Here is a 12,274-nt window from a genome sequence, read left to right as displayed (position 1 = left end):
TTTGCGACCTGCCTGCCATTAATCCTCACAACCATGCTACGATGCCGGTTCTAGTTTGCGCGCCAACTCAAGCAGACGATTGCGCTCAGCCCATAGGGCGATATTGGCCTCCGAGATACGCTTACGGCCCTCTGGTGTCTTTGCGCCGGTTGAAAGACCACCATGCAGGCGGCAGCGGGCCTTGCCTTCCACAGGTGCCGCCATGCAAACACCGTTCTTTGTCTTGGCTCCGCAAAACTTGGTTTTGCTTGACATCTTGTGCCTCGTGTCTGGACTGGGGACTCGGGAGTTTGCTTTGAGAAAGAAATGCCCCGGCACCCTGCCCTGAAAGCAAACCTTGAGACATAGCCATCAAAAGAGGTGACGCGTGTTGAAGCGCAGGGCCGATGCCAAGGGGCGGAGCGAGGCTTTTTTCACCATTGAGTGTTGCCGCGTTTGTGTATGAGCCCATTTGCACCTTATAAGCTCCCCAATCCAGCTAAGATTCCCAAGGGCACAGCCATCGGGCCAATACCTGCCAGCGCGCCATAAGTACCGAGACCAGCAAGCCCCGCGCCCACAAACTGCCCAAACCCGCTAGGACCTGTACCCGGCCCTGTCGATGTTACTGTGCCGCCCTGACCGCCATAACCCAACATCATGTTGGTGTAATTCTGCAGCGCGGTAAGGTCTTGGTTCTGGCCCTCGTAGTACGCACTCATATCTGCGTTGATGTTGGCCTGATCCATCGCATCCTGCGCCGCGCCGACCTGCCCAATCATTTGCTGCGGAATGTATTGCGCCTGCATCATGCCGGGAACCATGGAAGCGGCGCGCAGAGACCTGTCCTTGGCCTGATTGTAGGCTCCGTACTCAATTGGGGCTAACGCCGTTGTAGCGGCTGTAGCGGCCTCCTGACGGGCCACAGAGCTATCCGCCATCCCTGCCCCGCCAAAGGCATTCATGACGCTTGGCATGACGCCCTCAAGCGTGGACTGGCGAACCGCGTCCATATCCCGATAAATGCCGTCATCGCCCTGCGCCATATCAATGACGGTTCCGGTCGCTGTGCTCAGTCCAGCGCCCTGCGTGCCCGCTATATCGATTATGCCTTGCTGTGCCGCCGTAGTGGCGTCTCCGAACCCAGCAACCCTAGGGCCTTCAAAGGGTGCGGGGGACAATCCGCCGGACTCGTACAGTTTCCGGACTTCATCCATGCCGAAAATAAGGTTTCCGTGCGAAGGACCCCAAGGCTCGGACTTGTTGGTTTGTGTTACTTCATCTGGTCCGCTGCTAGGCATATTAGTTAAGCCCCTTCCTTGTCTGTTCGTGAGCCTCAATGACCTCATCCAAGCGCGTTAGGTAGTCATGGATGGCCGCTCGGTCAGCTTAAAGCGTCTCAATAAACTGGTTTGGATTTACACTCAGGATGGCGGTTATTCGCGCCGTCAGCATTTGTTGGTTGGACTGCAGGGCCAAGGGGTAGGTGGACACAACTGCCCCTGAACCGTCTTGAAATTCCTCGCTGCAACCAATCATTTCGCCCGCCTGCTTCTTTTTGCTTTGCCTTCACATATGGGGTAACATAATACCACTATAAAAGCAAGAACGGGGCGTGAACATTCAGCCGATTTGAGGCGTGGATGCACCGGGCAAACAGCGGTTCTTAGCGAAGAACTAATCCACTACATCTTGCTTCCCAAAAATCCTCAATGTTTCAGACGAGGTTTGGCCTTCCGAGGAAGAGACCAATCATGAATTTGTTTGCGTGCTGATCCGGGGGTGTTAGCTCTAAAGGGTATAGTGAGGTTTTTTCATGCCAAAGTTTGACGATATCGAAACCATCCAGCTCGAGAATTTTCGGAGCTTCGGAAAGTTCATGAATAAGTACGGGCCGAACATTCGACCAGAACCCAACGCCGCCGGGTTTTATGCGGGTGGATGGGTTACCAACTCAAAAGGGATCAAGGCCGACAAGAAAGACTTGGAAGATGGCTTCGAAAAGAAGTTCGGTGCGCTGATGAAGCGAGCCTATAAGGTGCTGGAAGAAAGAAACAAAATTCGGGCATCTTTGGGCCTGACAAAGATTCAAATTCTGAACGATGTTGTGCGTGAAATCGGTAAGCATCCGGGAGTGGTCGGAACCCAGGGGAAGCAACTCGGAAAGCCGCTGAAGTTTAAATCCTTGCTGGACTACGCAAATGCCGTCTCTAAGAAGACGAATGCGCTATTTCCTGAAAAGCAACTGAAAAAGGACATTGTTTGGAAAACCATGAGCCATTGGTATGCCAAGGGGGCCGAGGGCGAAATACATGTCATGGAAGGCATAATGCCAGACCCTAAGGACAAGAATTTCAAAAACCTCAATGCGCTGAAAATCTTTGTGAATACAGAACTACCAGCATTGCTAAAAAGCCCCAAGCTCACGGATGGAGCGCGCCGAGAAGCACAAGCGCTCGCCAAAAAATACATCAAGCTGTTGGATCAAGATGAGAAGGCTCTGAACAAAGACGCCTCGCTTGCCATACGCAAATTGCGTTCCGGTTCACGGCCCAAGAAGTGATATTCCCGAAGGATCGATACAGGGTTTGGATTTCCCAGAGACAAAGTTCCGGCTCAAACAGACTGGGTGCTACAGTCGGAGTTAATGCACATTTGTTTTGCGATTAGGATTATGGAATTCTTGAAGCTACTGTAAAAAGATTACTTTTTTCTGTGGGAATTTGACCGGCAAGAGCTTTGTGAGATACTCTAGCAGCAAACCACGGGAGTGGACTTTTGGCGTATTTGTTTAAGACTATTTCTTGGATTATTTTGGCATTATCCCTGCCATTTTCTGCCGCAGCATCAGATAGGTTTGCCTTGGTCATTGGCAATGCTAGTTACGGAGACTTCAGTGACCTTAACAACCCACTGAACGACGCCAGTGATATCGCATCGACTCTATCCAGTCTGGGATATGCTGTAACTCGACATGTCGACTTGGAAAAACATGCGATGGAGCAGGCGCTACGAGAGTTTCGAAACGAGAGCGCTGGTGCCAAACACGCCATAATCTACTTTGCGGGGCACGGTGTTGAGATTGAGCGCAAAAACTACCTTATTCCAACCGACGCATCTCTGAAATCGGACCTCGATATTGAATTCGAAACTGTCCCTTTGAGCTTGCTGGAGCGCTCGGTTCAAGGTGCAACAGAGCTCCAACTGATTTTGCTGGACGCTTGCCGCGATAATCCGTTTTTGAATACGATGGCATTCTCGAACGGCACAAGTCGGTCAATCGGTAGAGGACTGGCTGACATTGAGCCTTCGGGAAGCAGTCTTATCTTCTATGCCGCTCGCCATGGCACTGTGGCCAATGATGGTGTCGGACGCAATAGCCCATTTGCCAGAGCTTTGTTGGCAGCACTCAATGAGCCGAACCTCGAGGTTGGGCAGCTTGTCCGGCGCGTCCGGGATGACGTTCTGGAAGCGACAAGTCACGTGCAGGAACCTTTCTTCTACGGCACGTTGTCTTCGCGGCAAGTGTTCTTAAACCAAAAACCCATTCAGCCAAAGAGCGAAGACGACAGAATTCAAAGCTCGTCCTCTGAGGCTTTGGAGCTTGCCTTTTGGCAGGCGACCGAACGAGGCGGAACGGACGCGGATTATCGCGATTACCTTTCACAGTTCCCGGAAGGCAAGTTCCGTTCGATAGCGGAACGCCGTTTGGCAAAACTCGATAGTCAAGTACCCAGCTTGTCCAAAGATGAAGAAACCTCAGCATCGGATACTCAGAAACTTGACGAAGTACCTTTCTTAATGACGAAAGAACTGGTTCACGAAATACAGGAACGCCTGAACGCAGGTGGTTACAGTCCAGGCCAAGTGGATGGTATCTTAGGTAATCGAACTGTCGGTGCCGCTGGTGAGTTTTCAGTTGCTTACGGCCTTACCGGTAACGGAAGAATTGACCATGCTTTTGTTGCCGAATTGCGTCGGCAAGTCACTGACGCAATGGTCTTAGAATGGAAAAGGGAACTGGCCTCGAAGCAGCGGGCAACTGCAAAGAGTACAATAAAGAGTGAAGCAAATTTGAGCGACACAAATGCGAACCAAGACAAAGAGTTGAAAGCACTGCGAAGTCAACTTGAAGGTCAAAGCCTCACACAGGATCAATACGAATCTAGACTGACAGAAATCCAACAAATCCGAAATCGATTAAAAAGAACTCTTAGCGAAATAGACGGCCATACTGATTGAAAAATAGTGCCAAAAAAGTCAAATTAACTTGTCCGATTTCTCACCCTCACCGCTAAGAACGACTTGGATGCCGTCGGCGTCATACGGCTGCAGAAGCTCGAAAGCGTCGTCAGGACTGCCATCCATCCACTGCTCATAGTCGCTGGGACTTAGGATCACCGGCATTCTCTGAGGATGTATGGGCTTCACAATCTCATTCGCTGTGGTCGTAACCACAGTGTATGTCTCGACGGCCTCGGGACCTTCTTTACCCTCGTAGCGGGACTCCTGCCATATCCCGGCAAAGGCAAACGGTGGCCGGAACAGAAATGACAGCGTTACTTAACGTCGCCTAGACAATTAGTTTGCCAGCTTATCTCCTCTTCCCCCAAAATAGTGAATGTACGCGGAGCGGCTAACAGGATGCACTTGCTTCATGCCGCCAGGGACAACCACAACTGCCTGTCACAAATGAATAGAAAGTGATGGGTGGTGTGAGGGGCTGGACGAGGGGGTTTTGGCCAGCCCCTCATCCGGAGGGGGTGTTACGGATTGGGTCAAGTGGTCCGTTGATAAAACCCTAACCTCTGATTCATGTTTCCGAAATTGGGGGTTTCCCTTAGACCCTCTATTTTCTTGTCCCAGACACAATTCCAACATTCTGCTCTGGTACCAAAGCGGTGCGGCGCGTCTTTAGGGGGTTAACGATTTCCAAGAGGGGGTATGAGTTTGGCGCGTCGCACCCCGGTCTGCCAAGAGTCAGCCATTTTTGGCTTTGTCTCAAACACCTAGTTTCCTTGGCTGACGTTACCGCAGCTTTTGGCGTTTTTAGGCATATGGGAACAGATTTCATCCAACCAACTCGCGTCTGCTGCTACGTTGTATGCGGTTTTGTCACCTCGCGCGAACTCTGCTCTGGTGGCGTACGTGAGGGCAACCGTGTGGCACCTCTTCTTATTCCAATATCCTTTTGGTTTTTTAGGTCCGGGCATGCAGCTTCTCCTGCGCGGATTGTGATAGCGCAGGGTAAATTGGGATTGTGAAACTTTGCCAAATTGTTTGTTATTTTTGCCGCCGGTGTCAGAATGGCTAAAGAGCATGACCGTCAGCAACAAGTCCGTTGGAATGGTCAATGAAGCTCTACAACGTACGCACTTTGCGCAGGTTTTCATTCCTTAACTTCCTCACGTGTTGAGCCTACCAATTTTGCAATTTCTGCGGCCAACGCCGTCATGCAGTCTTCCAACGTCGGTGCGTCCAGCAGTTCGTAAAACGGACCAGACCGACTGGAATTTGCTTTGACCAACTCAAGGTGGACACGTTGTCGAAAGTCGCGCTCGGTCTCGCCATCGAAGCGGAACACCTGTGGCAATCCGAGTTGCGGTAGCTCAGCGGCAATTATCCTGCCGGATGCGCTGGTCAAAAATGTTGGGCTCAGCCCCGCACCGCTGCCTTGGAATGTCTTTTCCAGCTTTCCCAATCTCGAACGAATGCTCATTCCTCGCCCTCCACAATGCGATTAACTCTCGCCTTGAATTCATCCAGCGTTTCCCCGTCAAAGCTGACCGCCTGTTGACCTGCCTTTGGTCCTTGCAGGATGTATGCAAATGCTGGTGTGCGGCCTTCCTTGTCGTCGGGCTGACGCGGAATGACCGTTCCGTCTTCCCGGTGCTTGGGAGGCATCGAACACACAATAATGCTGTCCACTTCCTCACCGCCCTGATGACCAGATTTTCTTTCGACTTTCTCTACTCTCGATTTCAGGCTCATTTCTATATCTCCAATGTCCCGTTTGCACGATGAATGAACGCATTCTCCGTCTCGCCTTCTTCCCGGCGAAACAGGACGCCAGAGTGCCGGATTGTGGTTAGCTGCTCTGTGACTTGTCCGTCTGGTTTCCGACTGACGATGGTCCGGAAAATGGCGGTCTGCCCAAGGTCCGATGACTGACTTTGCTCAAGTTTGATGATGCGCCTGCTTAATCTCATTTTGCTGCCTCCAATGCCGTAATGCGTTTTTCCAATTCGGTCGTTTCCAACACCCGCCTGTACTGCTCCACCAGCCCCATGACGGTTGCCCCTTCCAGCGGGGTCACCTCACCTTGAGAAACGGCCTGTAGCACTGCCTGAGCGGCCTCTGACGCGTCCTCGGCGGATTTGATGGGTGGAAGGTCGAAACTGACCGGTGCGTCCTTCCTCGTGGGAGCTATCCGTTCCAGGCAAAGACGCAGGGCCGTGCTGTCGCCCTCAAGTGCCATCTCAACCGCTTTCTGTGTGATTGCCTCGGATTGGCCCTCAAGCAGTTCCTCAACCGCGCGTGTGACCCTGTGCCGGGTACCTCTGGGCTTGCCGGGGTTGCCGGTGGCAAAGGTGCCGTCCGGGTTTCTCTCGTCCGTATTCGTTCCGCTTTTGCGGTCAGTTTCATCCGCCATTGCTCATGCCTCGCTGTGTTGGATTGTTGGTGCAGAAGGTGTCCGTTTCCCCCAGACCCCCTGGTAGATTAAGGATGTCATCATTTTTGGGACGGGAGCCCTGCCGAAATGGGGTGTTCTCGGCACAGTTTTTGGGACGGGCCGTCATCATTTTTGTGCCGCCTCGGCTGTTCCCGGCACAAATTTTACGACGGTCCCGTCACGGTTTTGATGACGGGGTTTTTCTTTTCCGTTGGTCCCTTTGGGATTGTGAGTCGGGGCTTTGACGACCGGGAAATCTGCGCCTTCGGACCACTGCTTGTACAATCTGCGACCACTGTTCCCACTCGCTGTTGGCAGAGAAATCTCTGTCAGCTCGAACAGCGGTGAAGACGCCACTCCACTATCGCCCAGTTTGGGTGGTTGGGTGACTGCGATAAAGCCCTTGGCCTGTAGCTCGCGGAAGGCGTTCGAAGTTGTGTTGCGGGTCACACCTAGGCACTCTGCGGCCTGCCGGACACTCATGCTGATCCTACCGTTGTTGTTGCTGTCCGGGCCTTTCCATTCCAGCTTGAGCCACGGGTACAGGGCCTGCGCGGTAGATGAGAGAGCCCGCCAAGCGGGCTCCTCCATCATGTTTCGCGCCATCTTGGTCCAGTGTTCACCACGGCGCTCGTTCTTCTTGTCGCGCCCCATCTAAGCAGCCTCCGCCTTCCTGAGCGCGTCAATGAACTCCGGCAGCAATTCAGCCTTGAAGGCTACACCCTGCTTGCCGGGTAGCATCTCTCCGTCTTTGGAGACGAAGAACACGCGTATGTTGATGAGGTCATGTCCTTGGAAGTCATCCCGGCTGATACGGAATTCCTCGCGGCTGTTCTTGGGGATTTGGGTGATGAGGGCCATTAGCGGCCCTCCCCATAGTATAGGGTTGCGATAATGCGAGCAGCGGCTTCAGTAAGGCCATGCTTGCGGCGAATAGTGCGGACTTGGAGGTCTACGGTTCTCATGCCGCTACCCCGCCGGTCTCAATCAACTCCACCTTGCTGACAAGGAAGTAGATGCCGAATTTCTGACGTCCGGTGTCTGCATCGCCACGGTACATCTTGCACTCGATGTTCACGCCGTCATCGCGCCGCAGCGGCAGCACTTGGTCCGAGAGGCGACAGTAGCTGGCTGCGAACAATGGCGACCGCATCAAACCCTCAAGGACTTGGCGCTTGTGCTTGGATGCGTAGATTTCGCGCGGTTCTTGACCCGGATCGGTGACCCGATACAGCGCTGGGGCCGTCAGATTGGGAAGGTCTGCCCAGCGATACACGCGCAATGCGTTTGACGGGGGGACTTCGGTTTTGATTGTTTGGTTTTGCTCGAAAGTAACCATCTATTGTCCTTCTTTTGTTGAAAGACATCGGGCTTTCGGCTATTCTCTCAGTACCACCTAAAAGAATGCGCCTCCGCCCGTGTCTCGGGTGGGGGTTTCTTTTAGGCGGCAACCTGTTTCTCGATTGCAGCGTCGATATCGGCCTCGTTCCAGTAAAGGCGGGAACCGAATTTAATAGGTTGAGGGAGACGACCCAGATCAACGTCGCGGTAAACGCTTGACCGACTGCGTCCGCCGAGTTTCTTCTGAAGGTCTTGGAACGAAAGAAGGGTCATTATGCTGCTCCATGATTGCTCATGAAACAAACTTGGATTGCGGCGACTAAATCATCCACGACAGGGAAACGAGAGGTTTTGACGTCAATCTCGCATTCCCTTAACTCTCTCAAGGTTCTCCTGAATTTGCTCTCTATATTCCGAGTACGCTCTTTCTACGGTTTTTTCAGAAACGCCAAATTTCTCAGCCACATCTGCCACAACACTTGCCAGACTCCTCGGTTGCTCATCCCCGATTTGCCGATAGAGAACATCAACTGACGAAGCGAGTCTCAGCTGTTTATCGATCCGCTGCGAAACTGTTTTCATCGGAGATTTGCCCTGCCGGTTTAGATGCTCGAACCCAAAACTCTGGCCAAGCGTAAGGCTCTCAGATGACCGATACTTCTGCCATCCATCAACGATAGCTCTAAGCATCCCAATCGGAATTTCGACCGTGTGATCCCGCCAGTTAGGAAATGGGTAAGCGCTCTTTACGTCCTCGTGCCCCAAGTCGCCGTCTAACAGTGGAAATATTGCACCCAAAGTTTCGAGGGCTATCCACTCTCTGTTTAGATTGCCATTCTCTAGTTGGCGTGTGCTGTTTAGTGTTCGAAAGTAGAGTCTTTCGAGAAAAACCTCGAGTTCATCATTCGGGCGGCGTGGTATCTCACTCGGCTCGATTCTCGGTGGTTTCGGTTTAGCCATGGAGCGGTACTACCTTCGCGACATCTCCTAAAAGATGGCTGGCCCACATTTCCATCAGCGCGCGCCTTTGTTCCAGAAAATCAGTCCGTTTATAAGAACGCTCGACTGCACCACCTACAACGTGACCCAAGCAGGTTTCAGCAACCTCAAATGGAACGCTCTGTGTCTCCGCTACCCAATCTCGGAACGATGACCGGAAGCCGTGCGGGCGCTCAATCAGGCCACGGCGTTTCATGTACGCGCTCATTGTCATATCAGAAATCACACCTCGCCGAACGCTTGGGAAAAGGTAGCCGTCCCGAGCCATGGGCTTGGCTCTCTCGATTACAGAAAGGGCTTCAGTGGATAGTGGCACCCGGAATTCTTCGGTCGCGTCCCTGCGTCCCTTCATCGCTTCTGCCGGTATCGTCCAAACTTCACCGTCAATCTGATCCAGGTGCAGGTTTCGCAATGGATAAGACCGCACTGCTGTAAGTATCAGCAAACGCAGCGCAAGCTCGGTTGTCGTTCCACCGTCCAAGCTTTGATAGAAGGCTGGGACGCCCTGCCACGGCATCGCGGGAATGTTCTTGGCCTTATGGCGCTGTTTGCCTAACAGGGCCTTCGCTTTGTCGGTGGCTTGCAGGTCCACATCCAAGCCGAGGGCCGCAGCGTGGCGCATCACGATTGATAGCCGGTTCATGGCTTTCCGGGCTGTGTCCGCTTTCTCATGCCAAATCGGGGCAAGCGTATCCCGGATATCCTTTTGGTCCAGTTCAACGACTGGAACCTTCCCGAGCTTAGGCAGCACATGCAGTTCAAGCGGTGAATACCACCGACCGGCCTTGCCATCGCCTTTCAGTTCGGCTTTGCGGCTTTCGAACGCATCCAGGGCAACGTCCTTCAACAGATGCAGCTTACTGGCTTCCTCACGCTTTAGACGTTCGCGTTCTTTGATTGGGTCTATGCCTTTACGAGCGATGGCACGCCAGCTCTCAGCCTGGTGACGAACTTCTTTGAGCGATACCTCGGGATAAGGCCCCAGACCCATTTCACGCCTGCGACCGTGCACAGTAACACGAAGGAACCATTGTGCCCCGCCATCTTCGCGGCGGTGGAACCACAACCCGCCTCCGTCGGAGTACTTTCCGGGAGCGGAAGCCTTCAGGGTAACTGCACTGAGCTTGTTCAAAGGGCGTGACACTCAACCACCTCTCTATCCACCCTCTATATATAGTATACAGTGGGGCATAGTGGAACACAGTGGTACAGCTAAATCACTGTAAATCAATCATTCAGTAAATTCTTGGGGCATGGTGAAGCACCCTGAAACAAGTATTAGATGCCCTTCAGCGGCACCAGTTTCCACCGATCCGAACACCGACCTTTGGCCTGAAAACCGGGACTTACGCGCGTTTTTCGCCGATTGAGGTGACGCCCAGAACGTCCAGCACCCTGGCCTCGATCTGGTCCGCAGTCATGCCAGCGACCGCATACATATCGGCAGGGCTGGCCTGGTCGATGAACGCGTCCGGCAACACCATCGAGCGATACTTGAGCCCGGAATCGAACACGCCTTCTTCTGCCAAAAGCTGCGCGACGTGGCTGCCGAAGCCGCCGATGGAGCCTTCTTCGATGGTGATCAGCGCTTCGTGGTTTGCGGCCAGATCCAGAATCAGGTCGCGGTCCAGCGGTTTGGCGAAACGGGCGTCGGCGATGGTGGGGGTTATGCCTTTGGCCGACAGCGCCTCGGCGGCTTTCTGCACCTCGGCCAGACGGGTGCCGAAAGACAGCAGTGCCACGCGAGCCCCTTGCTGGATCAGGCGGCCTTTGCCGATTTCCAGGACCTCTCCGCGCTCGGGCAGATCGACGCCCACGCCTTCACCGCGTGGATAGCGAAAGGCGATAGGGCCATCGTTATGGGCGGCGGCGGTGGCGACCATGTGCATCAGTTCGGCCTCATCCGCGGCGGCCATCACCACCATGCCGGGCAGGTTCGACAGATACGCGATGTCGAACGACCCCGCATGGGTCGCCCCGTCCGCGCCGACCAATCCGGCCCGGTCGATGGCAAACCGCACCGGGAGGCGTTGGATGGCGACGTCATGCACCACTTGATCGTAGCCGCGCTGCAGGAATGTCGAATACATCGCGCAGAACGGTTTCATCCCGCCCGCCGCAAGGGCCGCAGAAAACGTGACCCCGTGCTGCTCGGCAATTGCCACGTCGAAACAGCGCGAGGGGTAGCATTCTGCAAACAGGTTCAGCCCCGTGCCATCGGGCATCGCGGCGGTAACGGCGACGATCTTGTCGTCGCGGGCGGCTTCCTCCACCAGCGTTTTGCCGAAGACCGAGGTGTAGGAGGGCGCGTTTGACGGGGCCTTTTTCTGTTCCCCCGTCACCACATCGAATTTCGCCGTTGCGTGGCCCTTGTCGCGGGCTTGTTCGGCGGGGGCGTAGCCTTTGCCCTTTTTGGTGAGCACATGGATCAGGATCGGCCCGGTGGCGCGCGCCTTGACTGTGCGCAGAACCGGCAGCAACTGGTCCAGATCGTGGCCGTCGATGGGGCCGAGATAGGAAAAGCCCAGCTCTTCGAACAAAGTCCCGCCCACGGCCATGCCTTTCAGCATTTCCTTGGCGCGCTTGGCACCTTCGCGGAACGGTTCGGGCAGCAGCGACACCACGCCTTTGGCGGCGGCTTTCAGATCGTGGAAAGGTTCCTCGGCATAGATGCGTGACAGATAGTTGGACAGAGCACCCACGGGCGGCGCGATGCTCATCTCATTGTCGTTCAGAATGACGATCAGCCGCTTTTTCAGGTGGCCCGCGTTGTTCATCGCCTCAAAGGCCATGCCTGCGGACATTGAGCCATCGCCGATCACCGCAATCGCGTCGCCCAGCCCTTCGGGTGTCACGCCTCCCAGATCGCGCGCAACGGCAAACCCCAGCGCGGCGCTGATCGAGGTCGAGCTATGCGCGGCACCGAAAGGATCATAGGGGCTCTCACTGCGTTTGGTGAACCCGCTCAGGCCATCCTTCATGCGCAAAGTGCGAATGCGGTCGCGCCGCTCGGTCAGGATCTTATGGGGATAACACTGGTGGCCCACGTCCCAGATGATTTTGTCGCGCGGCGTGTCAAAGACGGCATGCAAGGCAGTAGTCAGTTCCACTACGCCCAGCCCCGCGCCCAGATGCCCGCCGGTAACGGACACGGCCGAGATCGTCTCGGCCCGCAATTCCTGTGCTAGCTGATGCAGTTGCGCGTCCGAGAACTGCTTGAGGTCCGCAGGGCGGTTCACAAGGTCCAGCAGGGGCGTTTTCGGGCGGTCAGACATTTGGCGC

At 54.5% G+C, this 12,274-nt stretch carries 15 protein-coding genes; 2 read left to right on the top strand and 13 right to left on the bottom strand.

The window, feature by feature from the left end; genetic code table 11:
* Positions 1-36: 36 nt before the first annotated feature.
* The gene (locus tag ACR0JN_RS09865; RefSeq protein ID WP_480885363.1) at positions 37-255 is read right to left on the bottom strand and encodes an HGGxSTG domain-containing protein; all 219 of its coding nucleotides are present in this window, start codon (positions 253-255) and stop codon (positions 37-39) included.
* A gap of 203 nt (positions 256-458) precedes the next feature.
* A complete protein-coding gene (locus ACR0JN_RS09860; protein WP_480885362.1) occupies positions 459-1,196 on the bottom strand; it encodes a hypothetical protein in 738 nt (245 codons plus the stop codon).
* Positions 1,197-1,795: 599 nt separating this feature from the next.
* On the opposite strand from ACR0JN_RS09860, the gene ACR0JN_RS09855 reads away from it, so the two are divergent.
* Both ACR0JN_RS09855 and ACR0JN_RS09850 read left to right on the top strand, forming a co-directional pair.
* Complete coding sequence (locus ACR0JN_RS09855) at positions 1,796-2,542, top strand: hypothetical protein (protein ID WP_480885361.1); 747 nt, start codon at positions 1,796-1,798, stop codon at positions 2,540-2,542.
* A gap of 215 nt (positions 2,543-2,757) precedes the next feature.
* Positions 2,758-4,221 carry a caspase family protein gene (locus tag ACR0JN_RS09850; RefSeq protein WP_480815087.1) on the top strand — a complete coding sequence of 488 codons (1,464 nt, stop codon included), beginning with the start codon at positions 2,758-2,760 and terminating at the stop codon, positions 4,219-4,221.
* 18 nt (positions 4,222-4,239) lie between these two features.
* Here ACR0JN_RS09850 and ACR0JN_RS09845 read toward each other — a convergent pair whose 3' ends face one another.
* The 11 genes from ACR0JN_RS09845 to dxs all read right to left on the bottom strand — a co-directional run bounded on the left by ACR0JN_RS09845 (position 4,240) and on the right by dxs (position 12,267).
* Positions 4,240-4,527 (bottom strand): SOS response-associated peptidase family protein, encoded by a 288-nt coding sequence (locus ACR0JN_RS09845; RefSeq protein WP_480885499.1) that lies wholly within the window; start codon positions 4,525-4,527, stop codon positions 4,240-4,242.
* An 841-nt stretch (positions 4,528-5,368) separates the two neighbouring features.
* Positions 5,369-5,698 (bottom strand): hypothetical protein, encoded by a 330-nt coding sequence (locus ACR0JN_RS09840; protein WP_480885360.1) that lies wholly within the window; start codon positions 5,696-5,698, stop codon positions 5,369-5,371.
* On the bottom strand, positions 5,695-5,970 hold the full coding sequence (locus tag ACR0JN_RS09835) for a hypothetical protein (RefSeq protein WP_480885359.1): 276 nt from the start codon (positions 5,968-5,970) through the stop codon (positions 5,695-5,697). Before ACR0JN_RS09835 ends, ACR0JN_RS09840 begins: the two co-directional genes overlap by 4 nt.
* 214 nt (positions 5,971-6,184) lie before the next feature.
* Positions 6,185-6,631: a DUF5681 domain-containing protein gene (locus tag ACR0JN_RS09830; RefSeq protein WP_480885358.1), complete on the bottom strand. Its 447-nt coding sequence runs from the start codon at positions 6,629-6,631 to the stop codon at positions 6,185-6,187.
* Positions 6,632-6,778: 147 nt separating this feature from the next.
* Positions 6,779-7,306 (bottom strand): hypothetical protein, encoded by a 528-nt coding sequence (locus ACR0JN_RS09825; RefSeq protein ID WP_480885357.1) that lies wholly within the window; start codon positions 7,304-7,306, stop codon positions 6,779-6,781.
* Entirely contained in the window at positions 7,307-7,513 is a 207-nt protein-coding gene (locus tag ACR0JN_RS09820; protein ID WP_480885356.1) for a transcriptional coactivator p15/PC4 family protein, read from the bottom strand.
* A 100-nt stretch (positions 7,514-7,613) separates the two neighbouring features.
* Positions 7,614-7,991, bottom strand: a complete 378-nt coding sequence (locus ACR0JN_RS09815; protein ID WP_480885355.1) for a hypothetical protein — start codon at positions 7,989-7,991, stop codon at positions 7,614-7,616.
* Between the two features lie 101 nt (positions 7,992-8,092).
* Complete coding sequence (locus tag ACR0JN_RS09810; RefSeq protein ID WP_480885354.1) at positions 8,093-8,266, bottom strand: helix-turn-helix transcriptional regulator; 174 nt, start codon at positions 8,264-8,266, stop codon at positions 8,093-8,095.
* 84 nt (positions 8,267-8,350) lie between these two features.
* Positions 8,351-8,953, bottom strand: a complete 603-nt coding sequence (locus ACR0JN_RS09805; protein WP_480885353.1) for a hypothetical protein — start codon at positions 8,951-8,953, stop codon at positions 8,351-8,353.
* Positions 8,946-10,136: a tyrosine-type recombinase/integrase gene (locus tag ACR0JN_RS09800; protein WP_480885352.1), complete on the bottom strand. Its 1,191-nt coding sequence runs from the start codon at positions 10,134-10,136 to the stop codon at positions 8,946-8,948. The genes ACR0JN_RS09805 and ACR0JN_RS09800 overlap by 8 nt, the downstream gene beginning before the upstream one ends.
* Positions 10,137-10,338: 202 nt before the next feature.
* On the bottom strand, positions 10,339-12,267 hold the full coding sequence (gene dxs, locus ACR0JN_RS09795; RefSeq protein ID WP_480885351.1) for a 1-deoxy-D-xylulose-5-phosphate synthase: 1,929 nt from the start codon (positions 12,265-12,267) through the stop codon (positions 10,339-10,341).
* Positions 12,268-12,274: the final 7 nt, after the last annotated feature.

The sequence above is a fragment of the Ruegeria sp. G12 genome (assembly GCF_056533565.1).
The sequence above is the reverse complement of the archived record's forward strand: the minus strand, read 5'-3'. Positions and strand labels throughout refer to the sequence as shown.

Coding starts and splice junctions, on each gene's coding strand:
- ACR0JN_RS09865 (WP_480885363.1), bottom strand. CDS start 255: ATGTCAAGCAAAACCAAGTTTTGCGGAGCCAAGACAAAGAACGGTGTT.
- ACR0JN_RS09860 (WP_480885362.1), bottom strand. CDS start 1,196: ATGGATGAAGTCCGGAAACTGTACGAGTCCGGCGGATTGTCCCCCGCA.
- ACR0JN_RS09855 (WP_480885361.1), top strand. CDS start 1,796: ATGCCAAAGTTTGACGATATCGAAACCATCCAGCTCGAGAATTTTCGG.
- ACR0JN_RS09840 (WP_480885360.1), bottom strand. CDS start 5,698: ATGAGCATTCGTTCGAGATTGGGAAAGCTGGAAAAGACATTCCAAGGC.
- ACR0JN_RS09835 (WP_480885359.1), bottom strand. CDS start 5,970: ATGAGCCTGAAATCGAGAGTAGAGAAAGTCGAAAGAAAATCTGGTCAT.
- ACR0JN_RS09830 (WP_480885358.1), bottom strand. CDS start 6,631: ATGGCGGATGAAACTGACCGCAAAAGCGGAACGAATACGGACGAGAGA.
- ACR0JN_RS09825 (WP_480885357.1), bottom strand. CDS start 7,306: ATGGGGCGCGACAAGAAGAACGAGCGCCGTGGTGAACACTGGACCAAG.
- ACR0JN_RS09820 (WP_480885356.1), bottom strand. CDS start 7,513: ATGGCCCTCATCACCCAAATCCCCAAGAACAGCCGCGAGGAATTCCGT.
- ACR0JN_RS09815 (WP_480885355.1), bottom strand. CDS start 7,991: ATGGTTACTTTCGAGCAAAACCAAACAATCAAAACCGAAGTCCCCCCG.
- ACR0JN_RS09810 (WP_480885354.1), bottom strand. CDS start 8,266: ATGACCCTTCTTTCGTTCCAAGACCTTCAGAAGAAACTCGGCGGACGC.
- ACR0JN_RS09805 (WP_480885353.1), bottom strand. CDS start 8,953: ATGGCTAAACCGAAACCACCGAGAATCGAGCCGAGTGAGATACCACGC.
- dxs (WP_480885351.1), bottom strand. CDS start 12,267: ATGTCTGACCGCCCGAAAACGCCCCTGCTGGACCTTGTGAACCGCCCT.